The sequence below is a fragment of the Streptomyces sp. ISL-98 genome (assembly GCF_018614055.1).
Taxonomy (GTDB): domain Bacteria; phylum Actinomycetota; class Actinomycetes; order Streptomycetales; family Streptomycetaceae; genus Streptomyces; species Streptomyces spiramyceticus.
The window spans coordinates 148,621-172,834 of sequence record NZ_JAGGPB010000006.1 but is presented as its reverse complement, the minus strand read 5'-3'; the positions used below and the strand labels follow the sequence as shown (position 1 = coordinate 172,834).

The window sequence follows — 24,214 nt, the reverse complement described above, 5'->3', positions numbered from 1 at the left end:
TTGCCGTCGTACGAACAGCTCGCGGAGCAGCTCGATCCCGCGACCACGGTGCTGCTCACCGTGGAATGCCAGCAGGGTGTCGTCGGGCGGGACAGTGCACTGCCCGAACTGGCCGAAGTGGCACGGTCGTCGGGCGCTCTCCACCATGTCGCGCGCTTGGTGGACGGTGCCCACGAGGCCGGCGTACAGGTGCTGCACGCGGTGGCGGAACGGCGGCCCGACGGGCGCGGCGCCAGTCACAACGCACGGCTCTTCCGCGCCGCCGCACGCCTGCCCGTACAGCAGCTGACCGGGACGACGGCCGTCCGTATCGCCGAGCCGATCGAGGTCGCGGACGAGGATCTTGTCGTACGCCGCCTGCACGGGCTCTCGCCCCTCGCCGGTACGGACGTCGACGCCCTGCTGCGCAATCTCGGCTGCCGGAGCCTGCTCGTCACCGGAGTCTCGGCCAATGTCGCGATTCCCAACGCCGTCTTCGACGCGGTCAACCTCGGCTACACAGCGGTCGTGCTCTCGGACGCCATCGCGGGGGTGCCCGCCGAGTACACCCCCGCGATGATCCGCAACACACTCGCCTTCGTCGCCACCATCACCACGACCGACGAGGTGCTGGCCTGCTGGAAGCGCCGGCCGAGGCGGGTCAGGCCAGCGTGATGGAGCCGCCGTCGACCTTGATGGCGGCCGGGGGAAGCGGCTGCGTGGCCGGACCGGCCTTCACGCTGCCGTCCGTCGCGTCGAACTTGCTGCCGTGACAGGGGCAGTTGATGGTGCCGTCGGCGATGTCCTTGACCGCGCAGCCCTGATGGGTGCACTTCGACGAGAACGCCTTGAACTGCCCCGCCGTGGGCTGCGTGATCACCACGCCCCGGTCGGCGAACACCTTGCCGCCGCCCTCCGGAATGTCGCTGGTCTTGGCAAGCGCGGCCCCCGCGTCACCGCCACCTGCGCCGCTCCCGCCCGCGTCACCACCGCTGCCCGCCGGCTTCTCGACGGCGGTGTCGGCAGAGCTGTCCGAACCACCGCACGCCGTCAGCGCCGCCGCGACTCCGGCGGCGCCCACCGCGGCGACGACCGTGCGGCGGCCGAGCACCCGCCCTGTCTCCTGAGATCCCGTCATGCCGGCATTCCCCTTCCGCTTCTGGCTACGTGATGTTGTACGGGCGGCCGCGTCATGGTGTTCACGCGCCGAGCGACTTCTTCAGGAAGTCGAGCTCGAGCAGCAGCAGGCTGTCCGCCACGCCCTCCTGCGTGACCAGATGGCTCGCGCCCGGCAGTGGCAGGACGGTGTGCGGCCGCCCCGCCGCGAGCAGCGCCGCGGAGAAGCGCAGCATGTGGGCCGGCGCGACATTGTCGTCCGCCATGCCGTGGACCAGCATCAGCGGCCGGGTCAGCTTCCCGGCGTGCCCGACCAGCGAGCAGCGCTCGTAGTTCTCCGGCATGACGTCGGGATGGCCGAGGTAGCGCTCCTTCCAGTGCGTGTCGTACAGCCGCATATCGGTGGGCGCCGCACCCGCGACGGCGGCATGGAACACCTCGGGCCTGTGCAGTACCGCGCCCGCCGCCAGATAACCCCCGAAGGACCAGCCGCGGATCCCCACGCGCTCCAGATCGAGAGCATCGCAGTGCCCGGCCGCCGCGTGCAGCGCGTCGATCTGGTCTTCGAGTACGGGCGTCAGCTGGTCACCGTGGATGCTCTTCTCCCACGCGATGCCGCGTCCGGGTGTGCCGCGACCGTCCGTCATCAGCACGGCGAAGCCCTGCTCGGCCCACCACTGGGCGACGGCCGTCCACCACATGCGGGCCTTGACGACCAGTTGCACCCCCGGTCCGGCGTACGGACTGAGCAGGACCGGCAGCTTTCCCGCCCCGGGCTCGTACCACGACGGCAGAAACAGCCGGCTGCGCAATGCGCGCTCGCCGAGCGAGAGATGGATCGGCCGGGGCGTGATCAGCGGCTCCTCGGCGAGTACGGCGATGTGCCCGGCCGGTCTGCCGTCGCGGAGCACGGTCACTGTGTGGCCGTCCGGCGTCCTGCTGTCCAGTACGACCGTGCTGCCACCCGCCGCCGCCGTGTGGATGCCCGGCTCCGTGGTCAGCCGGACGAATCCGGAGGCTGGTTCGTACGACCAGACATGGACCTCCGTCGGCTCCTCGTTGGCGGTGAAGAGCACCCGCTCACCGATGGTGCACAGCACTTCGCGGACATTCAGCCCGGGCGGAGTGACCGCTTTGTCCCGGACCATCCTCAGCCCCCGTGCGCGCCCCTCTTGCGGCACGAAAGGAATGACAGGGGCGCCGGATGCGGTGCGCGTCGGGGCGCCCGGGACGAACTCCAGCCATGCCGGGTCGCGTTGCGTGTGCAGCGGCGATGTCGCGCCGGTCGCCGGGTCGATGTCCAGCAGGCACGCCGTGCGCTGGTCCCTCGTCTGCACGTTGACGACCGGGCCGATGGCGTCCCACCCGGCCGAGACGACGTACTCGAACGCCGTGTCCGTCCACCGGCCCTCGAAGTGGTACTCCGGGTCGGCTGCGTCAGGGATCCGTACCGCGACCGCGTCGCCGTCCAGCCGCACGATGTGCAGGGACGTCTCCGCGTTGGCTGTTCCGGCCGCCGGATAGGGCACCGAGCGTGGGACCTGCGCGGGGTTCGCCGGATCGCTGAGGTACCAGCGCTGCACCATCGAGGTGTCCACGCGCGCGACGAGCAGCGCATCGCTGTCCGGCGACCACCAGTGGCCGCGCGTCCTGTCGAGCGACTCGGCCGCCACATGGTCCGGGAGGCCGTACGTCACCTCGCCGCCCTCCGGCTCGGCCAGCAGCCGGTCGTCGCCCCGCCCGTCGGTGCTCACGACGCGCAGGGCGCCCCCGGTGACGTACGCGACGAGCCTCCCGTCGGGCGAGGGGCGCGGATCGACCGCGGGGCCCGCCGTCGGGATGCGGCGCGGGGTGCCGCCGTCCGTCCGTACGACCCAGAGCTCGCCGCCCAGTGCGTACGCCACGACACGCACCGGTAAGTCGGTCGCGTACGCCACCACGCCCGTGGATGTTTCGCGGGCCCGCTCCCGGCGGATCCGCTCCGCCTCGGGATCGTTGCCGTCGCCGCCGTGGGGGCCGGCGATTATCCGCTCGCTCCCGTCCTCGTACAGCCACAGTCTGCTCACCGGGTCGCTGCCACTGTCCGACCGTACGAACAGCACGCGTTCGCCGTCGGGGGAGACGGTGAACCGGCGGGGCACTCCCAGCGAGAAGCGGCGGGTACGGGCGAACTGGCGCGGGAACTCCTCAACATCCATGCGCGACACCCTCGCAGGCGAATAACTGATCGAGAAGGCCACCCGACCGGCAGTAATGTGGGGAAATGCTCTCCGAAGTCACAGCGACCCGCTACGTCACGCCCTTGCGTGAGGGCGGCTCGCTCCCGGGGATCGTCGAGGCCGACGATCTCGGTACGTACGTCATGAAATTCACCGGCGCTGGACAGGGCCGCAAGACCCTGGTCGCCGAAGTCATCTGCGGCGAGCTGGCCCGCAGGCTGGGACTGCGCGTTCCCGAGCTGGTGACCATCCAGCTCGACCCGGTGATCGGCCTCGCCGAGCCGGACCAGGAGGTCCAGGAACTGCTCAAGGCAAGCGGCGGGCTCAACCTGGGGATGGACTACCTCCCCGGATCGATCGGCTTCGACCCGCTCGCGTACGAGGTGGAACCGGTCGAGGCCGGCCGGGTCGTCTGGTTCGACGCGCTGATCAACAACGTCGACCGCTCCTGGCGCAACCCCAACATGCTGGTCTGGCACGGCGACCTGTGGCTCATCGACCACGGTGCGACCATGATCTGGCACCACAACTGGCCCACCGCGCAGAGCGCCTCCGCCAAGCCGTTCAACGCCTCCGACCACGCACTCGCCCCCTTCGGCCCCGACATCGCCGCCGCTGCCGCCGGGCTGGCGCCCCTCGTCACCGAGGAGCTGCTCACGGAGATCGCCGCGCAGGTCCCGGCCGAGTGGCTGGTCGACGAGCCCGGCTTCGAGACGACCGGCGCCCTGCGCCGCGCGTATGTCGAAGCGCTGCTGCCGCGCGCCGCGACGATCCACGAACGGATCACCCTCAGCGAGCCGTCGAGGGACAAGCCGTCGCAGGCACCGGGCTGGCTGACGGACCACCTGACCCCGTGGCCGCACCCGACGAAGCGCGACAAGCAGGGCGAGCAGGACAAGCAAGGCATGAGGGACGGCAGCAAGTGAGCACGCAGCGGGATGTCTTCGAGTACGCGCTGGTGCGCGTCGTGCCGCGCGTGGAGCGCGGCGAAATGTTCAACGCGGGCGTGCTGGTCTACTGCCGCGCCAAGTCCTTCGTCGCCGCCAGGACCCACCTGGACGAGGCGAAGCTCAAGGTTCTGGACCCCCGAGCGGATGTGGCGGGTGTACGGGCCGCCCTGCGCGCCGTGGAAGGCGTCTGCGGCGGCGGGGACGCGGCCGGACAGGCGGCGGGCGACGACGCGGGCCGGCGTTTTCGCTGGCTGATCGCGCCGCGCAGCACCGTCGTACAGCCGGGGCCGGTGCACACCGGGCTCACGACGGATCCGGAGGCGGAGGTCGAGCGCCTGCTGGACCTGCTGGTGCGCTGAAATGCGCCGCTGAAACCCGGAGCGGATCCTTGGGCCGTTGACACCGCGTGCCATGCCTTCTAGCGTCACGTCTGCTGAAGACTAAGCGGTTGCTCAGTGATCGAGAACTCACTCTCGGTCGACTTGGCCGATCCGCATCCAAGGGCGAGGAGATCCAGCATGTCCACCACCGAGCAGCGCGTCGCGATCGTGACGGGGGCGGCGCGCGGCATTGGCGCCGCCACCGCGGTACGTCTCGCGGCCGAGGGCCGCGCCGTCGCCGTACTCGACCTCGACGAGGCGGCCTGCAAGGACACGGTCGAGAAGATCACCGCGGCCGGCGGCACCGCCGTCGCCGTAGGCTGCGACGTCTCCGACAGTGCGCAGGTCGAGGCCGCCGTCGCGCGCGTCGCCACGGAGCTCGGTGCGCCGACGATCCTGGTGAACAACGCGGGCGTGCTCCGCGACAACCTGCTCTTCAAGATGAGCGAGTCCGACTGGGACACCGTGATGAACGTGCACCTCAAGGGCGCGTTCCTGATGTCCAAGGCCTGCCAGAAGCACATGGTGGACGCCAAGTTCGGCCGTATCGTCAGCCTCTCCAGCAGCTCGGCGCTCGGCAACCGTGGTCAGGCCAACTACGCCGCCGTCAAGGCCGGCCTCCAGGGCTTCACCAAGACCCTGGCCAAGGAGCTCGGCAAGTTCGGCATCACCGCCAATGCCGTCGCGCCCGGCTTCATCGTCACCGAGATGACCGCCCAGACCGCCGCCCGCATGGGCATGGGCTTCGAGGACTTCCAGGCGGCAGCAGCCACCCAGATCCCGGTCCAGCGCGTCGGCACGCCGGACGACATCGCCAACGCCATCGCCTTCTTCACGGGCGAGGACGCCGGCTTTGTCTCCGGCCAGGTCCTGTACGTGGCCGGCGGCCCGCTCAACTGACGCGAGGGACTGAGCATGGCTACTGAGGCAAATGAGGCAACCGAAGTGCAGGACAGTGGAAAAGTCGCGCTGATCACCGGCGGGAGCCGCGGAATCGGTTACGGCGTCGCCCAGGCGCTCGTCGCCCGCGGCGACCGGGTGTGCATCACCGGGCGCGGCGAGGAGGCCCTCAAGGAGGCCGTCGAGGCGCTCGGCTCCGACCGGGTCATCGCCGTCGCGGGCAAGGCCCACGACGAGGCGCACCAGGCGATCGCCGTGGAGCGCACCATGGAGGCGTTCGGCCGCGTCGACTTCCTGATCAACAACGCCGGTACGAATCCGGTCTTCGGACCGATGGCGGACCTGGACCTGGGCGTGGCCCGCAAGGTCTTCGAGACGAATGTGATCTCGGCGCTCGGATTCGCGCAGCAGACCTGGAAGGCGTGGCAGAAGGAGAACGGCGGGGCGATCGTCAATATCGCCTCGGTCGCCGGGCTCGCCGCCTCGCCCTTCGTCGGCGCGTACGGCATGAGCAAGGCGGCGATGGTGAATCTGACCCTCCAGCTCGCGCACGAATTCGCGCCGCTCGTGCGGGTCAATGCCATCGCGCCGGCCGTGGTGAGGACCAAATTCGCCGCGGCGCTCTATGAGGGCCGGGAGGAGGAGGTCACGGCGGCGTATCCTCTGGGACGGCTCGGTGTTCCCGAGGACATCGGGGGAGCGGCGGCCTTCCTTACTTCGGACCAATCGGACTGGATCACGGGACAGACCCTCGTCGTGGACGGCGGTATCTTCTTGAACGCCGGCGTTGGCTGAGTCGCTTTACTCCGCATTTCAACGGTATTCACACCAAGTGCCCTGTCGGGTCTGAGCGTTGACCCGACAGGGCACTGCGGTATGGTCTGCCGACCCATGGCTGATCGAGGAGCGTGCACGTGTTCAACCGGACCAGATGTCTGCAGTCCGCTGCAGCCCTTGCGTCCATATCCCTGCTGAGCGGATGCGGGTTGTTTTCCAGTGATGAATCGGACACCGAGCAGAAGCTCGCTGTCGGTACGACGAGCACGCCCAGCACGCTCGACCCGGCCGGGGCCTGGGACGGCTCCTGGGAGCTCTACAGGAACATCTTCCAGACCCTGGTGAGCTACCCCACGGGAAGCACCATTCCCGAGCCGGACGCGGCGGAGAAGTGCGCTTTCGAGGACAGCTCGAACCAGGTCTACACCTGCACGCTCCGCGAGGGCCTCGTCTTCTCCGACGGCGCCAAGCTGGACGCGGCGGCCGTCAAGTACTCGATCGACCGCATCATCAAGATCGATGTGGACGGAGGCCCGAGCGGCCTTCTGACCAGCCTGGACAAGGTGGAGACCGACGGTGACCGCACGGTCACCTTCCGCCTGAACAAGCCGGACGCCACCTTCCCGTTCGTCCTCGCCACGCCCGCGATGTCGCTGGTGAACCCCGCGGACTACCCGAAGGACGAGCTCCGCAAGGGCGACGAGATCACCGGCTCCGGGCCGTACACCCTCGAATCGTACAAGCCGGACAACGAGGCCGAGCTCGTGAAGAACCCGAAGTACGACGGGTTCGCCGACGTCAAGAACGACGCCGTCACCATCCGGTACTTCCAGGACTCCAACGTCATGGTCGCCGCGCTGAAGAGCAAGGAGATCGACGCGACGTTCCGCGGTCTGACCGCGGAGCAGGTCATCGACCTGGAGGGGCAGCCGAAGGAGAAGGGGCTCCAGGTCGTCGAGGCCGTCGGCGCGGAGATCCGCTACCTGGTGTTCAACCCCAAGGACCCGGCCGCGCGCAACCCCGCGGTACGCCGCGCGATCGCGCAGGTCGTCGACCGGGGCGCGCTGGTCGACAAGGTCTACAAGGGCACTGCCGAGCCCCTCTACTCGATGGTCCCGAGCGGCGTCGCGGGTCATGCCACCAGCTTCTTCGACAGCTACGGCGAGCCGAGCGTGCCGAAGGCGAAGGCGATCCTGGCCGAGGCGGGCATCACCGAGCCCGTGCCGCTGACCTTCTGGTACACCTCCGACCGGTACGGATCTTCCACGGCGAAGGAGTTCGCCGAGCTGAAGCGGCAGCTGAACTCGTCCGGTCTGTTCAAGATCACCCTCAAGAACCGCCCCTGGAAAGAGTTCAAGGACGGCTACCTGAAGGGCGAGTACCCGGTCTTCGGCCGTGGCTGGGCCCCCGACTTCCCCGACCCCGACAACTTCATCGCGCCGTTCGTCGGCAAGGAGAACGCCGTCGGCACGCCGTACGACACACCGGAGATCACCTCCAGCCTGCTGCCGCAGTCGCGCCGTGAGAGCGACCGCATCGCCGTGGCCAAGCAGTTCAAGCGCGCCCAGGACATATTCCTCAAGGACGTCCGCCTGCTGCCGCTGTGGCAGGGCAAGCTGTACGTCGCGGCCTCGTCCGACATCGCGGGCGGCGAACGGGCCCTGGACCCGCAGACGATCATGCAGGTGTGGCAGCTGCACCGGAAGACCAGCTGGTAGGTCCGGCTGTCAGTGGCCGCAGGTAGGTTCAGTGGCGAAGAACTGATTACCTACCGGAGGTTGTTGACGTGACCGACACCGACATGCTGCCCGAGTCCTGGCGCGGCGTCCTCGGGGACGAGCTGCAGAAGCCCTATTTCCAGCAGCTCACCGAATTCGTCGAGAAGGAGCGGGCGAACGGTCCGGTCTACCCTCCGCGCGAGGAGGTCTTCGCCGCGCTCGACGCGACGCCGTACGACAAGGTGAAGGTCCTGGTTCTTGGCCAGGACCCTTACCACGGCGAGGGCCAGGGGCACGGGCTGTGCTTCTCGGTGCGGCCCGGCGTAAAGGTGCCGCCGTCCCTGCGGAACATCTACAAGGAGATGAACGCGGAGCTGGGCACCCCGATCCCGGACAACGGCTATCTGATGCCGTGGGCCGAGCAGGGTGTCCTGCTGCTCAACGCCGTACTGACGGTGCGGGCCGGCGAGCCCAACTCCCACAAGGGCAAGGGGTGGGAGAAGTTCACGGACGCGGTGATCCGCGCCGTGGCCTCGCGGCCCGACCCGGCGGTTTTCGTGCTGTGGGGCAACTACGCGCAGAAGAAGCTGCCGTTGATCGACGAAGAGCGGCACACGGTGGTGAAGGGCGCGCACCCGTCGCCCCTGTCGGCGAAGAAGTTCTTCGGGTCCCGTCCGTTCACGCAGATCAACGAGGCGGTGGCGGCGCAGGGCCACGCTCCGATCGACTGGACCGTGCCCAACCTGGGCTGACCGTCGTGATCAGCTGGCGTCGTACGTCAAGGTGTACGGGACGGCCGGCTCGCCGTGACGCGCAGTGAAGCCGCCCGTCCCGATCGGCCCGGCCGGCTCGCCGGTGCGGTGACGTACGCGATCGTGTACACGCACGACGAGGCCGGGTCGCTGCACTTCGCCGGAATGCCCCGCTGCCGCGGCCGAACCGGGGCCGGCGGCCGACCTGCGCTACCAGGGCTCTGCCTGAGCCGGATTGTCAGTGGTGGGGTCTAGCGTCGAGATCGTCAGCATTTTGAATGGGCTTGCGGACGGCAGGAGAGCGCGGCGATGGAGCAGCAGGAGACGTCGGAGGACGCCACCATGACGCGGATCGGGCAGGCGGTCATGCTTCTCCACGCCGGTGACCGCGAGGAGGCGCGCAACCGCTTCGGTGTGCTGTGGGACGAGATCGGCGAGGACGGCGATCCCTTCCATCGCTGCACACTCGCGCACTACATGGCGGACACCCAGGACGACGCCGGTGATGAACTCGCCTGGGATCTCAGGGCGCTGGCCGCCGCGGACGGGCTGACCGACGAGAGGGTTGCGCGGCACGATTCGTCGGTGGCGGTGCGTGGTTTCTACCCCTCGTTGCATCTCAACCTGGCCGCCGACTACCTGAAGCTGCACCGGCCCGACGCCGCGCGCACCCATCTGGTGCGGGCGCGGGCGGCGTCCGACGCGCTGGGGGACGACGGTTACGGGGACGGTGTCCGTGCGGCCATCGAACGTCTGGAGAGAAGGCTCGCGGAAGCGGGGTGATGCGCGTCATGTGCGTGATGCGCGTGATGCGCGGTCAACGTCCGTACGTCTCACGGCAGATGCGGGCCTCGGGGCTGCCGGGCTGCCACCCGCCATAGCCCTCTCCGAGTGCGCACACGTCCGTATGCGGGGCGGCGGGAGCGGGAGGGAGTGCGTCCATGCCCGGCAGGGCGCGGGGCTTCTGTGCGGCGGCCTTCGGGGGCGCGGGCCGAGCGGGCGAGGCCTGCCGCGGCGGTGCGGGGGGAGCGGTACGCCGTGCCGCCGGGGTCTCGCGCGGCGACGTCCGCGGCGTGGCGCTCGGCGACGGCTTTGGCGGGAGTGCGGCGTCCAGGGCCTCCAGGGCGGGGGCCTGCACGATCGGTGGCTTCAGGATCTGCGGCTGTACGTCCCGGGAGAGACGCGGGGGTTCCGTCGCTGGTAAGGGGGCGGGCTGCGGTTCCACCGCCACGCATCCGGAGACGGCCGAGACGGCCACGCCCGCCAGGATCATCGCTGTGGTTCGAGTTCGGTTCACCCGCGCAACTCTGGTGGGCGCGGGACCGTTCCGGGGAGGCGGTGCTGGAGATTGGCCCACATGGGTGACGCGGGGGCGGGGCGCTGGATTTTTGCCCACCCAGCCCGCCCCTTCCCGGCTGACATTTTGCGGCTGCCGCCGCCGGGGGCTCCGCCCCAGACCCCGCTCCTCAAAAGCCGGAGGGGCTAAGAGATCAGCCCGACCGGGGGTCTGGGGGCCTGCCCGCAGGGCACACCTAGTAACCAGTCGTGCCGTCGATGCGCTCGCGCAACAGATCCGCGTGGCCGTTGTGGCGGGCGTACTCCTCGATCATGTGGACGTAAATCCAGCGGAGGTTGATGTCCCCGCGGCGGTGCTTCCCCTCGCCGAGGTCGTCGAGCGAGCGCGGCGCGGCCAGCTCCCGCGCCCGGGCGATCGCGTCGCGCCAGCTCGCCTCCGCCTCCGCCCACGTGTCCTGGTCGGTGACATGGAAGTCGCCGTCCCTGTCCTCGTCGGTGTAGTAGAGCGGCGGAACCTGCTCGTTGGCGAGCACATTGCGGAACCAGGCCTGCTCGACCTCCGCCATGTGCCGTACGAGACCGAGCAGGGAAAGTTCCGACGGCGGTAGCGCCGTCTCCCGCAACTGCTCGTCGGTGAGGCCGGCACACTTCTGGGCGAGTGTCTCGCGGTGGAACTCCAGCCAGCCTTCCAGCATGTCGCGCTCGCCGGCTGTGGTGGACGCTTCGGTGCGCTCAGGTGTAGTAGTCATGGCGGCCATCGTCACTCACCGGGCAGCTCACCGCCAGGACTTATTCGCCCGGCCGGCTGCCCAGCATCCCGCGCAGCAACTCGGCGAATCCCGTGCGCAATTCTTCCCGGCTGGGCACCGACGAGTGGTACGCGCCCGCCGCGCAGGAGAACATCAGGCCTTCGCACCAGGCCACAAGCGACAGAGCGTGCCGCTCCGGTTCCGCCGAACCGGCCGCCGCCATCAGTGCGTTGAGCGGTTCCCGGAAGCGGTGCCTGCCCGCCGCGTCGTAGAACTCCCGGAGCTCGGGCCGGCGCGTTGCCTCCAGGCCCAGCTCGTAACGGGCCACGAGCAGCGCGCGGTGCTGGGTCAGATGGCGGTGCAGGACGAGGGAGAGAGCGTCGATGAGGCCGTCCAGACCGGCCGACGGCGCCGACATCTCCTCCAGGGCGAGCACCTGCGCCTCACGTTCCGCCAGCCGCCGCACCGTCGCTTCGAGCAGGGCCTGCCGGGTGCGCGCGTAGTTGGACGTCGAGCCCTGGGGGAGTCCGGCGAGTTCATCCACTGCCCGGTGGGTGAGCCCGCGCATGCCGCGCTCGACGAGCAGGGTCAGCGCGGTGTCGGTGATCAGCTCAGCGCGGGAGCGGCCCGTGGCGGTGCGTGCGGCGGTCATGGGAACAACCTACCGCGAGGACTACAGGTGTAGTACGGTTGGCGAAGTTACTACACCTGTAGTTGCCGAGGAGGCGTCATGCGCACCACTCCCAAGCCCCACGCCGTCGTCGTCGGAGGCGGCATCGGCGGCCTCACCGCCGCCGTGGCCCTGCACCAGCGCGGCTGGCACGTCACCGTCCTGGAGCGCGCCGCGGCCCTGGAAGCCGTCGGCGCCGGCATCGGCCTCGCCCCCAACGCGCACCGGGCCCTCGACGTCATCGGCCTCGGCGACGAGATCCGCGCACTCGCCGCCTGGCAGGGCGACGGCGGCATGCGCACGCCGGGCGGGCGCTGGCTCTCCCGGATGAGCAGTTCCGCCGCCACCGAACGCTTCGGCGGCCCCCTCGTCCTCGTCCACCGCGCCATCCTCGTCGACCGCCTCGTCTCCCGCCTGCCCGACGACGCCGTACGCACCGGGACAGCGGCGTCGCTGGCCGACCCGGGCGTGCCGGGCGCGGCGGACGGGCGCGGCGGGCGCAAAGCCGTGGTCAGCACGCCCGACGGGGACATCGAAGCCGACCTCGTCATCGGCGGCGACGGCATCAACTCCGCGATGCGCCGCGCCCTGTTCCCCGGCCACCCCGGCCCCGCGTACGCCGGAATCACCACCTGGCGCGTCGTCGTGCCCGCCCCGGACCGGCCCTTCGCCCCGCACGAGACCTGGGGACGCGGCGCCCTGTGGGGCACCCAGCCGCTCAAGGACGGCCGCGTCTACGCGTACGCCGCTGCCGTAACGCCCGCCGGAGGCCACGCGCCCGACTGCGAGAAGGCCGAACTGCTGCGCAGGTTCGGCGGCTGGCACGATCCGGTACCCGGGATCATCGCCGCCGCCGACCCCGGCCAGGTCCTGCGCCACGACGTACACCACCTGATCACGCCCCTGCCGGCCTTCCACCGGGGCAGGACAGCACTGCTCGGCGACGCCGCGCACGCCATGGCCCCGACCATGGGGCAGGGCGGCAACCAGGCCATCGAGGACGGCATCGTCCTCGCGCACCACCTCCCGGACGCCGGTGCCCTCGGGGCCGGCCTCGCGGCGTACAGCGCGGACCGGCTGCCGCGTACCAGCGGCATCGTCCGGAAGTCGGCGCAGATCGCCAAGCTGGTGTCCCTCAGCAGCGCCCCCGCCGTCGCCGCGCGCGACACCCTGATGACCCTCGCCCGCTTCGGCCCCGGCCTCGCCCTGCGCACCTTCGACGGCATCGCCGACTGGCAGCCGCCGCAGCGCACGTATGCTGCCGAAGTACGGGACTTTCAGGTCCGGAACCAGTGAATACAGCGTTAGGGAGGCCCTCTGTGAAGGTCGGCGTCATCGGGCTCGGAGACATCGCGCAGAAGGCATATCTGCCCGTACTGACGACTGTGCCGGGGCTCGAACTCCACCTGCAGACCCGCACTCCCACCACCCTGGAGAGGGTCTCCGAGACCTACCGCATCCCACCGGCCCAGCGCCACACCGGCATCGACGCGCTGCTCGCCCAGGGCCTGGACGCCGCGTTCGTGCACGCGCCCACCGCCGTGCACCCCGAGATCGTGACCCGGCTCCTGGAAGCGGACGTACCGACGTACGTCGACAAGCCCCTCGCGTACGAACTCGCCGACTCCGAGCGGCTGGTGCGCCTCGCCGACGAGCGCGGCGTCAGCCTGGCCGTCGGCTTCAACCGCCGCCTCGCGCCCGGTTACGCGCAATGCATCGAGCACCCGCGCGACCTGATCTTCATGCAGAAGAACCGCGTCGGTCTCCCCGAGGAGCCGCGCAGCCTCGTCCTCGACGACTTCATCCATGTCGTCGACACCCTGCGCTTCCTGGTGCCCGGCACGGTCGACCACATCGACGTACGGGCCAGGATCGTCGACGGACTGATGCACCACGTCGTCCTCCAGCTCTCCGGCGCCGGATTCACCGCCATCGGCACCATGAACAGGATGAACGGATCCACCGAGGAGATCCTCGAAGTCTCCGGGCAGGACACCAAGCGCCAGGTCGTCAACCTCGCCGAGGTCGTGGACCACAAGGGGCAGCCGACCGTCCGCCGCCGCGGTGACTGGGTGCCGGTGGCCCGCCAGCGCGGCATCGAGCAGGCCGTCGTGTCCTTCCTCGACGCCGTACGGGCCGGAAAGCTGCTCAGCGCCCAGGACGCGTTGCTGACTCACGAGCTGTGCGAGCGGGTGGTTCGGGCGGCTCAGGAGCAGGCCGCCTGAGGGCCCGCACGCCCTCGGCCGCGCACAGCAGCGCCAGTACGGCCAGTGCGCCGTGGACGGCCCAGTCGCCGGTGCGTACGAACGCCGTGGTGCCCTGGGCCAGCGGGATGTCGTACACCGCGGACGCGCTGTCGTCCGTACCCAGCGTCGAGCCGATCCTTTCGCCGTCCCGGCCGTACACCGCGGTGACACCGGTCAGGGTCGCGTGCACGACGGGGCGGCCGTTCTCCGCCGCCCGCACTGCCGCGAGCGAGGCGTGCTGCTCGGGCGCCCAGCTCTCCTGGAACGTCGACGTCGCCGACTGCGTGACCAGGACCTGGGCGCCGCTCCGGGTCAGCTTCCTGCTCATGTCGGGGAACGCCGACTCGAAGCACACCAGCGGACCCACCCGCAGACCGCCCCCGCCGCTGCCCGGCAGCATCATCACCACCGGGCTCTCGCCGCGCCTGCGGTCCTCGGTCGCGGCCTTGCCCACCGACGTGGCCCAGCCGAGCACATCGCGCGCCGGGATGTACTCGCCGAAGGGGACCAGGCGCATCTTGTCGTAGCGGTTGCCGGTCGGGCCCTGCGGGCCGACGAGCACGGAGCTCTTGAAGATGCCGGGCCGGTCGGAGCGCCGCGCGTCCACATTGACCAGCACAGGGGCGCCGACGGTCCGGGACAGGGCGGCGATCCTGTCCGCCAGATCGGGGCGGGCCGCCAGGTCCTGGCCGACGCTGCTCTCGCCCCAGACCACGAGATCGACGTCCTGCCCGGCGAGGTCGCGGGTGAGTGCCTCGCTGCGCGCGAAGCGGCCCTCGCGGCCGCTGAGCGTACCCATGGCGCCGACGACGCCGGGCTGAACAACCGCGACCCGCACCCGGCCGGTCTCCTCGGTGCGCGGCGCCCACGCCCAGGCCGCCCCCGCCGCCACCGCGCAGCCCACCACCCCGGCCACCGCCGGTTTACGGGCGGAGGGCACCGCCACCAGCACGGTGATGCCGGTGTTCACCGCGACCACCAGGAGGCTCACCAGCCAGACACCGCCGACCGAAGCCAGCCGCAGCGCCGGGTCGACCTGCCACTGGCTCGACCCGAGCAGCCCCCACGGCCCGCCCAGTCCCTCCCAGGACCTGACCAGTTCGGCCGTCAGCCAACCGGAGGGGACGACGACCAGGGCGGCCGCGGCCCGGGCGGGAGACGGCGTACCTCCGAGCATCTTTCTGACCAGCCAGCCCCAGGGCAGCCACAGCACAGCCAGCAGGCCGGCCAGGACCACGATGAACACATGCAGGCTCGGCACCAGCCAGTGATGCACGGCGATCATGAAGCCGATGCCGCCCAGCCAGCCGTCCAGCGCCGCGCGCCTGCCCGTCGGCGCCGTGCGGATCAGCAGCATCCACGGCACCAGGGCGACGTACGCGAACCACCAGAGCGACGGCTCGGGAAAGGCCAGCGCGGGCAGGGCGCCGAGCACCACCGCGACCGCGCCGCGCCGCCAGCGCGACGAAGGCCAGTCCCACCGGTCGGCCGGGATCCGCATGCTGCGCCTCCTAGTCCTGTCCCCAGTGTGGATGAGCGCGGCGATCGCGGACAGTGGACGGCGGGGCGCCGAGGCGGATCAGTAGCTCGTACGCCGCCACTTCTCGTGGACGACCACGGAGCGCAGCAGCCAGCCGTTTTCGGTGCGCCGCAGACCGAAGGTGTACCGCCCGCCGGACAGGAAATTGGGGGCCGTGGACGGTTGGGAGTCGCCGCCGTCGGACGCGGCTTCGAAACGCATCGGGTTCACATAGTCGGCCTGGAGCTCCGCCCGGTCGCCCGTGTCCCCGTGCAGGTCCTCCAGCCGCAGGCGCCGGTTGACGATGAGGTGCTGACGTACGGGAAAGAGCCGCATCGTCTCGGCCAGCCAGTCGGAGACTTCGGCGGCGGGGCCCTCGATGCCGCCCGCCGTGCGGTAGTCGGCGCGGCCGTCCGGGGTGAACAGGGCGCGGTAGTCGGACCAGTTGGCGTCGTCCACGGCGACCGCGTACCCGGTGATCACCGCGTCCACGGCCAGTCGGTCCAGCACGGTCGCGAGCTCCACACGCTGTGTCATCGGCTCAGTCTGTGGCAGCGCGGGCTCCGCGCCAAGAGCCCGTACGGCGTTACTCGGCGCTCGATGATCTGTACGGGTTACGTCCGAGGACCTGCACGGAACGGCGGTCGCCCCACTTGAGCGCGCGCCCTGCCCGTGCACACCGCGTGAGCAGCGGCGCCCAGGGGCGCTAGGCGGCTTCGGCCACCTCGCCGCGCACTGCCGCGGCCCACTGCAGGAGCAGCGATTCGTACTCGTCCGCAGGCCATGCCCCGTCCGCGCGCGACTCGACCAGCGCGCGGATCGCCTCGTTCGCCTCGGTGAGGGGGCGCACGGAACCAGACGGCGGGGGAGAGCGGTACATGCGATAAGAGTACGCGCAGGCACTGACAGTAAGCACCAGGGCGTCAGCGGTTTTCGCTGCGGGCCCACCGGATACGGTGGGGGAGCCGGGCGCCGAGCGGCGGAGCCCGCCGTATGCCAGGAGACTACGCACCTTGTCCGAGCAGCGCGAACTTGCCGAGTCCCGTCCCGGAAGCGGTGTCGCCGCCCTCCGGTCCGACTGCGGGAATTGCTTCGGACTGTGTTGTGTCGCACTGGCCTTCTCGGCCTCCGCGGACTTCGCGATCGACAAGGACGCCGGGCAGCCGTGCCCCAATCTGGACACGGACTTCCGTTGCGGCATTCACGAGCGCCTGAGGCCGCAGGGCTTCCAGGGCTGCACCGTGTACGACTGCTTCGGCGCGGGCCAGAAGATCTCCCAGGTGACCTTCGCGGGACAGGACTGGAGGCAGGCCCCGCAGAGCGCACAGCAGATGTTCGCCCTACTCCCCGTCGTGCGCCAGCTCCACGAACTGCTCTGGTACCTGACCGAGGCCCTGACTCTGCAACCGGCCCGCGAGATACACGCCGACCTCCGCGTCGCCCTCGACACGATCGAACGCCTCTCGCAGGGCAGCCCCGACGCGCTGCTGGAGCTGGACGTGGCGGCGCACCGGCAGGACGTGAACGTTCTGCTGCTGCGTACGAGCGAACTGGTCCGGGCCGGAGTCCGGCACCAGAAGGGCCGCAAAGGCACCAAGAAGAAGGACCGCAGGGGCGCCGACCTCATCGGGGCCGACCTCAGGGGCGCCGATCTGCACGGCGCGAACCTGAGAGGCGCCTACCTCATCGGGGCCGACCTCAGGGGCGCCGACCTGAGGGTGGCCGACCTGATCGGGGCCGACCTGCGGGACGCGGACCTCGGCGGCGCCGACCTCACGGGGAGTTTCTTCCTGACGCAGTCCCAGGTCAACGCGGCGAAGGGTGACGCCAGGACCAGGCTTTCGCCGTCACTGACTCGCCCCTCGCACTGGTGATCGGCCTGGTGATCGGCCGGGCCGTACGGCCTGCCCTGATCAGCCTGCCGACTCGCCCGCGTGCGGGCTCAGTACGCCCATGCCGACCAGGATGAACAGCAGGATGCCGAGCACGATCCGGTAGATCACGAACGGCATGAAGCTCTTGGTCGTAATGAACTTCATGAACCATGCGATGACCGCGTATCCGACGACGAAAGCGATGATCGTCGCGAAGATCGTCGGGCCCCACGACACATGGCCGCCCTCGCTCGCGTCCTTGAGCTCGAACGCACCGGACGCCAGCACGGCGGGAATGGCCAGCAGGAAGGAGTAACGGGCCGCTGCCTCGCGGGTGTAGCCCATCAGGAGGCCACCGCTGATCGTGGCGCCGGAGCGGGAGACGCCCGGGATCAGGGCCATCGCCTGGCAGACACCGAAGATCAGACCGTCTCGTACGCCGAGTTCCCTGAGCGTCTTGCGCTCCTTGACCGCACGGTGCTTGCCGCCCTCTTCGTCGCGGGCCGCGAGGCGGTCGGCGATGCCGAGGACGATGCCCATGACGATCAGCGTGGTGGCGATCAGGCGCAGATCACGGAACGGGCCCTCGATCTCGTCCTTGAAGGTGACACCGAGCACGCCGATGGGGATCGAGCCGACGATGACGAGCCAGCCCATCTGGGCGTCGTGGTCGCCGCGCATCGAGCGGTCGAAGAGGGACCGGCACCACGCGGAGATGATCCGGGCGATGTCCTTGCGGAAGTAGATGAGGACGGCTGCCTCGGTGCCGATCTGGGTGATCGCGGTGAAGGCCGCGCCCGGGTCGTGCCAGCCGGCGAACGCCGCCGTGAGCCGCAGATGGGCGCTGGACGAGATCGGCAGAAACTCGGTGAGCCCCTGGACGAGTCCGAGGATGAATGATTCGAACCAACTCATGGGGCTAATGCCGTCCCAGATGTATTTGTGCAGCAGCGTGCAGGTGCAGTCAGGTCAGTTGGTGCGCAGCGTATCGTCCGCGCCGAACGCCGCTGCGGGAAGCCCCCGTATCCGTACCGGATCAGGTGGAGACCGGGCCCGCCGGTGTCCAGCCGGGCGCGCGGACGTGTGGGGTCAGGGCGTCGTGTTCGACCTTGTCGCCGCAGGTCGCGCATGTGACGACGGGGGTCAGCCGGGCGCCGCAGGAGTGTTCGAGATCCACCGGCGGCTTGTCGGCGAGGTGGCGGTCGCCCCAGGCCATGAGTGTGAGCAGTACGGGTTCCAGTTCGAGGCCCGCCTCTGTGGGGCGGTACTCGAAGCGCTGGGGGCGCTCGTTGTAAGGGACCTTCTCCAGCACTCCGGCCTCGACGAGGCGGCGCAGGCGCGTGGTGAGGATGTCGCGCGGGGCGCCGATGTTGCGTGCGATGCGGTCGAAGCGCCGTACGCCCAGGAGCACCTCGCGGAGTACGAGCAGGGAGTACTTCTCGCCCACGAGGGCGAGGGTGTCGGCGATCGAGCACGGGCGCGGGTCCTTCATGCGGCCACCCTAAGGGTGAGGGTTTGTTTTTCCAACTCGCGGAGTTATGGTGAATCCAGTTTTCCAACTAACCCTCATTGGCTGGGCAAGGAGACACCCATGCGTGACGCCGTCATCGTCGAAGCGGTACGTACTCCCATCGGCAAGGGCAAGGCCAACGGCGCCCTCAGCCACGTACACCCCGTCGAGCTGCTCGCCCACACGCTGCGGGCTCTCGTCGACCGCAGCGGCATCGACCCCGCCCTCGTCGACGACGTCGTCGGCGGCACCGTGGACCAGGTCGGCGAGCAGGCCATGAACACCACCCGGTACGCCTGGCTGTCGGCCGGATTCCCCGAGGCCGTGCCCGCCACCACCGTGGACCGGCAGTGCGGGTCCTCCCAGCAGGCCGTGCACTTCGCCGCGCAGGGCGTCATCTCCGGTGCGTACGACATGGTCGTCGCCTGCGGCGTCGAGTCGATGAGCCGCGTACCCATGTGGTCGAACGTGCCCGCGGGCGCCGACCCCTTCGGCCCCGGTGTCGCCGCCCGCTATCCGGAGGGGCTCGTCCCGCAGGGCATCAGCGCCGAGCTCATCGCCGCGAAGTGGTCCATCGGCCGGGAGCAGATGGACGATTTCGCCACCACCTCGCACCGGCGGGCCGCGCGGGCGCAGGCCGACGGTCTCTTCGGCGCCGAGATCGCGCCCCTCGCCGGGGTGGCGGCCGACGAGTCCGTACGGCCCGCCACCACACCGGAGATACTCGCCGGCCTGAAGCCGTCCTTCGTCGACCCCGTCTTCGCCGAGCGGTTCCCGCAGATCGACTGGTCGGTCACCGCGGGGAACAGCAGCCCGGTCAACGACGGCGCATCCGCCGTACTGATCACGTCCAGTGAGACGGCGGCGCGGCTCGGCCTGCGTCCCCTGGCCCGGCTGCACAGCTTCGCCGTCACCGGCTCGGACCCGCTGCTGATGCTCACCGGCGTGCTGCCCGCCACCGAGAAGGTGCTGCGGCGGGCCGGTCTCGGTCTGGACGACATCGATCTTTTCGAGGTCAACGAGGCGTTCGCCAGCGTCGTCCTCGCCTGGCTCCAGGAGACGGGCGCCAACCCGGAGAAGGTGAATGTGCACGGCGGCGCGATCGCGCTGGGGCACCCGCTGGGGGCCAGCGGCACGCGGCTGATGACCACGCTCGTCCACGCGATGCGCGAACGCGGAGCGCGCTACGGCTTGCAGACCATGTGCGAGGCGGGCGGACTCGCGAACGCCACTGTGCTGGAAGCCCTCTGACTGCTGGATCGTCGATCGACTGGATCGACTGGACCGACTGGATCGATCCGCCGGATCAACGGCCGCGCAGGCGGTGGCGCTTTCGCCAGGCGACCACCGCCCCGCCCAGCGCGGGCAGCGCGATGCACGCCATCGAGATCAGGAAGGCGGGGGACGTCGGGGACGAAGCGCTGCTGCCCGCGACGACGTACGCCGCCGTGTTCGGGATCGAACCGAGCCCCGTCGCCAGCAGGAACGGCAACCACCCCATGCGCGAGACCGCCGCACAGTAATTGGCCGCCGCGAACGGCACACCGGGGAACAGCCGGATCGCCAGCATCGTGCGGAATCCGTGCCGGCTCAGCTGGCCGTCCGCCGCCAGCAGCGCCCGCCCGCGCAGCAGCGGCCGCAGCGCGTCCTGGCCGAGCACCCGGCCGAGTCCGAACGCGATTCCGGCACCAAGTACCGTTCCCGCGACGGCCGATGCGAGCCCCGCCTGGGAACCGAACAGGGCGCCCGCCGCCAGATTGAGAAGCGGCCGCGGCACGAACGCGGCGGTGCACAGCCCGTACGCGACCCCGAACAGCACGACGGCCGCGCCGCCGCTCACCTGCGGCGGCCAGCCCGCGCCGATCAGCCGCTGCGGTTCGAGGACCAGCATCGTCGTCGCGGCCGAGACCAGCACCACCACGAGCAGCGAGAGCCGCGACCACGGGGAGAGCAGCACCCGGGTACAGCGGAGAGTGAAACCGACGGGCTGGACGGCGGGCGGGGGGAGTGCGGGCGGGGCCGCGGGCTCGGCGGTGGGCTGGAGCATCCGGGGAGAGTAACCGAGAAAGGTATGTGATCGCCGTAATGTGCACCGCATGACCTTGGGAGTCCCGCCCAGCGAACTCGCCGACACCGTGCTGGAGCGGCTCACCACCGTGTACCCGGCCGCCGCCGACGCGACGCGCGCCGCGCAGGCCGCGGCGTACATGAAGGGCATCGCACCGTTCCTCGGCATCCCCACGCCCGAGCGCCGGGTCCTCTCCCGTACGGTCCTCAGCGGCCTTCCGCGCCCCGACGAGGCGGACTGCACGGCGATCGCGCTGAGGGCGTGGGACCTGCGCGAGCGCGAGTACCACTACTTCGCCGCCGACTATCTGCGCCGCCACGTCGTGCGCTGCTCGTCCGGCTTTCTGCCCGTCGTACGGCATCTGGTCGTCACCAGTCCCTGGTGGGACACCGTCGACACGCTCGCCGTGCATGTCGTCGGCCCGCTGGTCGCCGCCGATCCCGAGCTGAAGGCCGTCATGGACGCGTGGATCGAGGACGCGAACCTCTGGGTCGCGCGCACGGCGCTGCTCCACCAGCTCCGCTACAAGCAAGCGACCGACACGGAGCGGCTGTTCGACTACTGCCTGCGCCAGTCGCGCCACCCCGACTTCTTCATCCGCAAGGCCATCGGCTGGTGCCTGCGCGAGTACGCCAAGACCGATCCGGCGGCGGTACGCGACTTCGTCGAGGGATCAAGGGACCGGCTGGCGCCGCTGTCGGTGCGCGAGGCACTCAAGAACCTCTGACCTCCCTGCTGAACTCCCGTATCAGGGGCGCGAAAACCATTCGACGCGGCCCCGCCCGTCAGCCATGATCAGCGCTATGTCCAGGTACGCCTTCCTCGCAGCGCGGTCCGCAGTCGCGGACGCGCCGAAGGCTGCCGCGTTCCGGACATTCCCCGCAGCGGCCGCAGTCGCAACCGCGCTCGCAACCGCACTCGCACCGGCACTCGCCGCTGCCGCAGCGCCCTTCGGCGGCGCCCGAAGCTGACCCTTCCCGGATCGTCCGGCGGACCCCACAGGGGGAGGGTCGGCAAGGCCCAGGGGTCCCCATCACGCTTCGAGCTTCCGAGGAAGATCACCATGCCCAAGACGGCATACGTGCGCACCAAGCCGCACCTGAACATCGGCACCATGGGCCACGTCGACCACGGCAAGACCACCCTGACCGCCGCCATCACCAAGGTCCTGAGCGAGCGCGGGGCGGGCACTTTCGTGCCGTTCGACCGCATCGACCGCGCCCCCGAGGAGGCACAGCGCGGCATCACCATCAACATCGCGCACGTCGAGTACGAGACCGACACCAGGCACTACGCCCACGTCGACATGCCCGGCCACGCCGACTACGTCAAGAACATGGTCACCGGAGCCGCGCAGCTCGACGGGGCGATCCTCGTCGTGTCCGCGCTCGACGGGGTCATGCCGCAGACCGCCGAACACGTCCTGCTCGCCCGCCAGGTCGGCGTCGACCACATCGTCGTCGCCCTCAACAAGGCCGACGCGGGCGACGAGGAGCTGACCGACCTGGTCGAGCTGGAGGTACGCGAACTGCTCTCCGCGCACGGTTACGGCGGCGACGCCGTGCCCGTCGTACGGGTCTCCGGGCTGAAGGCCCTGGAGGGCGACCCGCGCTGGGCGGCCGCGATCGAGGCACTGCTGGACGCGGTGGACACGTACGTACCGATTCCGGAGCGGTACACGGACGCGCCGTTCCTCATGCCCGTCGAGAACGTGCTGACCATCACCGGGCGCGGCACGGTCGTCACCGGCGCCGTCGAGCGCGGCACGATCCGGGTCGGCGACCGGGTGGAGGTGCTGGGCGCGACTGCGACATCGAAAGCGGGCGAGACGGTCGTCACCGGCCTGGAAACCTTCGGGAAGCCGATGGAGTCCGCCGAGGCCGGGGACAACGTCGCACTGCTGCTGCGCGGCATGCCGCGCGACGCGGTGCGCCGGGGCCACGTGGTGGCCGCCCCCGGCAGCGTCACGCCCAGCCGGCGTTTCACCGCGCAGGTGTACGTCCTGTCGGCGCGGGAGGGCGGCCGCATGACACCGGTCGCGACGGGCTACCGGCCGCAGTTCTACATCCGCACCGCGGACGTCGTAGGAGACATCGACCTCGGCGAGACACCGGTCGCACGCCCCGGCGACACGGTCACCGTGACCGTAGAGCTGGGCCGCGCGGTACCCCTGGAGCCCGGCCTGGGCTTCGCCATCCGGGAGGGCGGCCGCACGGTCGGCGCCGGAACGGTGACGGGCCTGGTCGCCTGACGCGCTGACTGTGCTGGTCGCCCCGACAGCGGTGACGGTGCCGATCGCCCTACAGCGGTGGCCGGGCTGACCGCCCGACAGCGGTGGCCCGGCTGATCGCCCGACCCGACCCGACGCGTCGCGCGAGCGCACCTGACGCTCGCCGACGCGTTGGCCGGGTCGGGCTCCGACGGGAGGCCGGACGGGGCCGACCTCCTGACGCGTCGCATGAGGCAGGGGCGGATTGGGCAGGGCGCGGTGCTTGGGCCGGGGCCTGGTGCGTGCCGTGCTTCGGGCGCGGCCCGGGGTGGCGGTGCCTTGGTGTGTGTTGGGGGTAGCGCTTGGCTGTCCTGAGCAACCCAGGGGAAGCGGGGGTTCGGGGGTGCGGCACACTCTTCGCATGACGGATACGGCACTGGTACTGGGCGGCGGCGGGCTTACCGGAGCCGGGTGGGAAGCGGGCGTACTCCATGGGCTTGCCGAGGGTGGCACGGATCTGAGCGACGCGGACCTTGTCGTGGGCTCCTCCGCGGGGTCGATTATTGGCGCGCAGCTCACCTCCGGACTGCTGACCCTCGCCGAGTTGTACGAGCGCCAGCTCCGCGACCCCGCCGGCGAGGTTCCCGCGCGCATCGGCAGCGCCACGTTCCTCCGCTACGCGCGGGCGGTGCTCTCCTCCCGTACCCCCGAGGCGTACGGACAGAAGCTGGGGCGCATGGCGCTCGACGCGGACACCATGGACGGTGACGGTGACGGGGGCGAGGCCGCGCGGCGCAAGGTGATCGCGGGGCGTCTCGTCTCGCACGACTGGCCGCACAGAGCCCTGGTCGTCACCGCCGTCGACGCCCTCACCGGCGAACTCCGCCCCTTCGACCGGGACAGCGGTGTCCCGGTCGTGGACGCGGTGGGCGCCAGTTGTGCCGTGCCGGGGGTCTGGCCGGCCGTCACCATAGAGGGCCGCAAGTGGATCGACGGCGCCCTGCACTCCTCGGCCAACGCCCACCTCGCGGCCGGATACCGGCGCGTCGTCATCATCGCCCCGATCGCCTGGGGTACCAAGACCATCGCCTCACCGCGCACCCAGGCGGCAGCGCTCGCCGCCGCAGGGGCGCGCGTCGAGGTGATCACGCCGGACGCCGCCGCCAGGAAGGCGTTCGGCCGCAACACGCTCGACCCCACCCGCCGCGCACCCGCCGCCCGCGCGGGCTACGCCCAGGCGGTCGCGCACGCCCGGGCCGTCGCCGCGGTCTGGTCCGGGTGA

General features: G+C 70.5%; 27 protein-coding genes. 16 read left to right on the top strand and 11 right to left on the bottom strand.

Features of this window, described 5'->3' with window-relative positions; genetic code table 11:
- Nucleotides 1–654: a cysteine hydrolase gene (locus J7I98_RS07725; RefSeq protein WP_214919841.1), complete on the top strand. Its 654-nt coding sequence runs from the start codon at nucleotides 1–3 to the stop codon at nucleotides 652–654.
- On the opposite strand, the gene J7I98_RS07720 is transcribed toward J7I98_RS07725, so the two are convergent.
- Nucleotides 641–1,117 (bottom strand): Rieske (2Fe-2S) protein, encoded by a 477-nt coding sequence (locus tag J7I98_RS07720; protein WP_214919840.1) that lies wholly within the window; start codon nucleotides 1,115–1,117, stop codon nucleotides 641–643. The genes J7I98_RS07725 and J7I98_RS07720 overlap by 14 nt on opposite strands.
- A 61-nt stretch (nucleotides 1,118–1,178) precedes the next feature.
- The gene (locus tag J7I98_RS07715) at nucleotides 1,179–3,293 is read right to left on the bottom strand and encodes a prolyl oligopeptidase family serine peptidase (protein ID WP_214919839.1); all 2,115 of its coding nucleotides are present in this window, start codon (nucleotides 3,291–3,293) and stop codon (nucleotides 1,179–1,181) included.
- Between the two features lie 65 nt (nucleotides 3,294–3,358).
- Here J7I98_RS07715 and J7I98_RS07710 point away from each other — a divergent pair, with 65 nt between their 5' ends.
- The 7 genes from J7I98_RS07710 to J7I98_RS07680 all read left to right on the top strand — a co-directional run bounded on the left by J7I98_RS07710 (nucleotide 3,359) and on the right by J7I98_RS07680 (nucleotide 9,574).
- Nucleotides 3,359–4,240, top strand: coding sequence for a HipA family kinase (locus J7I98_RS07710; RefSeq protein WP_214919838.1), 882 nt, complete (start codon nucleotides 3,359–3,361; stop codon nucleotides 4,238–4,240).
- Entirely contained in the window at nucleotides 4,237–4,623 is a 387-nt protein-coding gene (locus tag J7I98_RS07705) for a DUF3037 domain-containing protein (RefSeq protein WP_214919837.1), read from the top strand. The genes J7I98_RS07710 and J7I98_RS07705 overlap by 4 nt, the downstream gene beginning before the upstream one ends.
- A 159-nt stretch (nucleotides 4,624–4,782) precedes the next feature.
- A complete protein-coding gene (gene fabG / locus J7I98_RS07700) occupies nucleotides 4,783–5,544 on the top strand; it encodes a 3-oxoacyl-ACP reductase FabG (protein WP_214919836.1) in 762 nt (253 codons plus the stop codon).
- Nucleotides 5,545–5,559: 15 nt separating this feature from the next.
- On the top strand, nucleotides 5,560–6,339 hold the full coding sequence (locus tag J7I98_RS07695; RefSeq protein WP_214919835.1) for an SDR family oxidoreductase: 780 nt from the start codon (nucleotides 5,560–5,562) through the stop codon (nucleotides 6,337–6,339).
- 119 nt (nucleotides 6,340–6,458) lie between these two features.
- Nucleotides 6,459–8,039 carry an ABC transporter substrate-binding protein gene (locus tag J7I98_RS07690; protein WP_214919834.1) on the top strand — a complete coding sequence of 527 codons (1,581 nt, stop codon included), beginning with the start codon at nucleotides 6,459–6,461 and terminating at the stop codon, nucleotides 8,037–8,039.
- A 68-nt stretch (nucleotides 8,040–8,107) separates the two neighbouring features.
- The gene (ung, locus tag J7I98_RS07685; RefSeq protein WP_214919833.1) at nucleotides 8,108–8,791 is read left to right on the top strand and encodes a uracil-DNA glycosylase; all 684 of its coding nucleotides are present in this window, start codon (nucleotides 8,108–8,110) and stop codon (nucleotides 8,789–8,791) included.
- Between the two features lie 309 nt (nucleotides 8,792–9,100).
- A complete protein-coding gene (locus J7I98_RS07680; protein WP_214919832.1) occupies nucleotides 9,101–9,574 on the top strand; it encodes a hypothetical protein in 474 nt (157 codons plus the stop codon).
- Nucleotides 9,575–9,608: 34 nt separating this feature from the next.
- Here J7I98_RS07680 and J7I98_RS07675 read toward each other — a convergent pair whose 3' ends face one another.
- From J7I98_RS07675 to J7I98_RS07665, 3 genes are all read right to left on the bottom strand, one after another.
- Nucleotides 9,609–10,088, bottom strand: coding sequence for a hypothetical protein (locus J7I98_RS07675; RefSeq protein ID WP_214919831.1), 480 nt, complete (start codon nucleotides 10,086–10,088; stop codon nucleotides 9,609–9,611).
- 235 nt (nucleotides 10,089–10,323) lie between these two features.
- A complete protein-coding gene (locus J7I98_RS07670; RefSeq protein ID WP_214919830.1) occupies nucleotides 10,324–10,836 on the bottom strand; it encodes a DinB family protein in 513 nt (170 codons plus the stop codon).
- Nucleotides 10,837–10,876: 40 nt separating this feature from the next.
- Nucleotides 10,877–11,488: a TetR/AcrR family transcriptional regulator gene (locus tag J7I98_RS07665; RefSeq protein ID WP_214919829.1), complete on the bottom strand. Its 612-nt coding sequence runs from the start codon at nucleotides 11,486–11,488 to the stop codon at nucleotides 10,877–10,879.
- A 78-nt stretch (nucleotides 11,489–11,566) separates the two neighbouring features.
- Here J7I98_RS07665 and J7I98_RS07660 point away from each other — a divergent pair, with 78 nt between their 5' ends.
- Both J7I98_RS07660 and J7I98_RS07655 read left to right on the top strand, forming a co-directional pair.
- Nucleotides 11,567–12,802 carry an FAD-dependent monooxygenase gene (locus tag J7I98_RS07660; RefSeq protein WP_214919828.1) on the top strand — a complete coding sequence of 412 codons (1,236 nt, stop codon included), beginning with the start codon at nucleotides 11,567–11,569 and terminating at the stop codon, nucleotides 12,800–12,802.
- 23 nt (nucleotides 12,803–12,825) lie between these two features.
- Nucleotides 12,826–13,731, top strand: a complete 906-nt coding sequence (locus J7I98_RS07655; protein WP_214919827.1) for a Gfo/Idh/MocA family protein — start codon at nucleotides 12,826–12,828, stop codon at nucleotides 13,729–13,731.
- Here the strand turns inward: J7I98_RS07655 and lnt are convergent.
- From lnt to J7I98_RS07640, 3 genes are all read right to left on the bottom strand, one after another.
- A complete protein-coding gene (lnt, locus tag J7I98_RS07650) occupies nucleotides 13,655–15,253 on the bottom strand; it encodes an apolipoprotein N-acyltransferase (protein ID WP_214919826.1) in 1,599 nt (532 codons plus the stop codon). The two genes, J7I98_RS07655 and lnt, sit on opposite strands and share 77 nt — an antisense overlap.
- Nucleotides 15,254–15,331: 78 nt before the next feature.
- On the bottom strand, nucleotides 15,332–15,808 hold the full coding sequence (locus tag J7I98_RS07645; RefSeq protein ID WP_214919825.1) for a nuclear transport factor 2 family protein: 477 nt from the start codon (nucleotides 15,806–15,808) through the stop codon (nucleotides 15,332–15,334).
- 169 nt (nucleotides 15,809–15,977) lie between these two features.
- Complete coding sequence (locus tag J7I98_RS07640; protein WP_214919824.1) at nucleotides 15,978–16,151, bottom strand: hypothetical protein; 174 nt, start codon at nucleotides 16,149–16,151, stop codon at nucleotides 15,978–15,980.
- Nucleotides 16,152–16,284: 133 nt separating this feature from the next.
- Here J7I98_RS07640 and J7I98_RS07635 point away from each other — a divergent pair, with 133 nt between their 5' ends.
- Nucleotides 16,285–17,145 carry a pentapeptide repeat-containing protein gene (locus J7I98_RS07635; RefSeq protein ID WP_214919823.1) on the top strand — a complete coding sequence of 287 codons (861 nt, stop codon included), beginning with the start codon at nucleotides 16,285–16,287 and terminating at the stop codon, nucleotides 17,143–17,145.
- Nucleotides 17,146–17,184: 39 nt separating this feature from the next.
- Here the strand turns inward: J7I98_RS07635 and J7I98_RS07630 are convergent, their stop codons facing one another.
- Both J7I98_RS07630 and J7I98_RS07625 read right to left on the bottom strand, forming a co-directional pair.
- Nucleotides 17,185–18,060, bottom strand: coding sequence for an undecaprenyl-diphosphate phosphatase (locus J7I98_RS07630; protein ID WP_214919822.1), 876 nt, complete (start codon nucleotides 18,058–18,060; stop codon nucleotides 17,185–17,187).
- 121 nt (nucleotides 18,061–18,181) lie between these two features.
- Complete coding sequence (locus J7I98_RS07625; RefSeq protein ID WP_214919821.1) at nucleotides 18,182–18,637, bottom strand: helix-turn-helix domain-containing protein; 456 nt, start codon at nucleotides 18,635–18,637, stop codon at nucleotides 18,182–18,184.
- Nucleotides 18,638–18,736: 99 nt separating this feature from the next.
- Between J7I98_RS07625 and J7I98_RS07620 the strand changes: the two genes are divergently transcribed.
- Nucleotides 18,737–19,906, top strand: coding sequence for a thiolase family protein (locus J7I98_RS07620; protein ID WP_214919820.1), 1,170 nt, complete (start codon nucleotides 18,737–18,739; stop codon nucleotides 19,904–19,906).
- Nucleotides 19,907–19,961: 55 nt separating this feature from the next.
- On the opposite strand, the gene J7I98_RS07615 is transcribed toward J7I98_RS07620, so the two are convergent.
- The gene (locus J7I98_RS07615) at nucleotides 19,962–20,702 is read right to left on the bottom strand and encodes a TVP38/TMEM64 family protein (protein ID WP_214919819.1); all 741 of its coding nucleotides are present in this window, start codon (nucleotides 20,700–20,702) and stop codon (nucleotides 19,962–19,964) included.
- A gap of 49 nt (nucleotides 20,703–20,751) precedes the next feature.
- On the opposite strand from J7I98_RS07615, the gene J7I98_RS07610 reads away from it, so the two are divergent.
- From J7I98_RS07610 to J7I98_RS07595, 4 genes are all read left to right on the top strand, one after another.
- Nucleotides 20,752–21,450 (top strand): DNA alkylation repair protein, encoded by a 699-nt coding sequence (locus J7I98_RS07610; protein WP_214919818.1) that lies wholly within the window; start codon nucleotides 20,752–20,754, stop codon nucleotides 21,448–21,450.
- A 76-nt stretch (nucleotides 21,451–21,526) separates the two neighbouring features.
- Nucleotides 21,527–21,694: a hypothetical protein gene (locus J7I98_RS07605; protein WP_214919817.1), complete on the top strand. Its 168-nt coding sequence runs from the start codon at nucleotides 21,527–21,529 to the stop codon at nucleotides 21,692–21,694.
- Between the two features lie 92 nt (nucleotides 21,695–21,786).
- On the top strand, nucleotides 21,787–22,974 hold the full coding sequence (gene tuf, locus J7I98_RS07600; RefSeq protein WP_214919816.1) for an elongation factor Tu: 1,188 nt from the start codon (nucleotides 21,787–21,789) through the stop codon (nucleotides 22,972–22,974).
- Nucleotides 22,975–23,353: 379 nt separating this feature from the next.
- The gene (locus J7I98_RS07595) at nucleotides 23,354–24,214 is read left to right on the top strand and encodes a patatin-like phospholipase family protein (protein ID WP_214919815.1); all 861 of its coding nucleotides are present in this window, start codon (nucleotides 23,354–23,356) and stop codon (nucleotides 24,212–24,214) included.

Coding starts and splice junctions, on each gene's coding strand:
- J7I98_RS07720 (WP_214919840.1), bottom strand. CDS start 1,117: ATGACGGGATCTCAGGAGACAGGGCGGGTGCTCGGCCGCCGCACGGTC.
- J7I98_RS07715 (WP_214919839.1), bottom strand. CDS start 3,293: ATGGATGTTGAGGAGTTCCCGCGCCAGTTCGCCCGTACCCGCCGCTTC.
- J7I98_RS07710 (WP_214919838.1), top strand. CDS start 3,359: ATGCTCTCCGAAGTCACAGCGACCCGCTACGTCACGCCCTTGCGTGAG.
- fabG (WP_214919836.1), top strand. CDS start 4,783: ATGTCCACCACCGAGCAGCGCGTCGCGATCGTGACGGGGGCGGCGCGC.
- J7I98_RS07695 (WP_214919835.1), top strand. CDS start 5,560: ATGGCTACTGAGGCAAATGAGGCAACCGAAGTGCAGGACAGTGGAAAA.
- J7I98_RS07680 (WP_214919832.1), top strand. CDS start 9,101: ATGGAGCAGCAGGAGACGTCGGAGGACGCCACCATGACGCGGATCGGG.
- J7I98_RS07670 (WP_214919830.1), bottom strand. CDS start 10,836: ATGACTACTACACCTGAGCGCACCGAAGCGTCCACCACAGCCGGCGAG.
- J7I98_RS07665 (WP_214919829.1), bottom strand. CDS start 11,488: ATGACCGCCGCACGCACCGCCACGGGCCGCTCCCGCGCTGAGCTGATC.
- J7I98_RS07660 (WP_214919828.1), top strand. CDS start 11,567: ATGCGCACCACTCCCAAGCCCCACGCCGTCGTCGTCGGAGGCGGCATC.
- lnt (WP_214919826.1), bottom strand. CDS start 15,253: ATGCGGATCCCGGCCGACCGGTGGGACTGGCCTTCGTCGCGCTGGCGG.
- J7I98_RS07645 (WP_214919825.1), bottom strand. CDS start 15,808: ATGACACAGCGTGTGGAGCTCGCGACCGTGCTGGACCGACTGGCCGTG.
- J7I98_RS07640 (WP_214919824.1), bottom strand. CDS start 16,151: ATGTACCGCTCTCCCCCGCCGTCTGGTTCCGTGCGCCCCCTCACCGAG.
- J7I98_RS07630 (WP_214919822.1), bottom strand. CDS start 18,060: ATGAGTTGGTTCGAATCATTCATCCTCGGACTCGTCCAGGGGCTCACC.
- J7I98_RS07625 (WP_214919821.1), bottom strand. CDS start 18,637: ATGAAGGACCCGCGCCCGTGCTCGATCGCCGACACCCTCGCCCTCGTG.
- J7I98_RS07620 (WP_214919820.1), top strand. CDS start 18,737: ATGCGTGACGCCGTCATCGTCGAAGCGGTACGTACTCCCATCGGCAAG.
- J7I98_RS07615 (WP_214919819.1), bottom strand. CDS start 20,702: ATGCTCCAGCCCACCGCCGAGCCCGCGGCCCCGCCCGCACTCCCCCCG.
- J7I98_RS07610 (WP_214919818.1), top strand. CDS start 20,752: ATGACCTTGGGAGTCCCGCCCAGCGAACTCGCCGACACCGTGCTGGAG.
- J7I98_RS07605 (WP_214919817.1), top strand. CDS start 21,527: ATGTCCAGGTACGCCTTCCTCGCAGCGCGGTCCGCAGTCGCGGACGCG.
- tuf (WP_214919816.1), top strand. CDS start 21,787: ATGCCCAAGACGGCATACGTGCGCACCAAGCCGCACCTGAACATCGGC.
- J7I98_RS07595 (WP_214919815.1), top strand. CDS start 23,354: ATGACGGATACGGCACTGGTACTGGGCGGCGGCGGGCTTACCGGAGCC.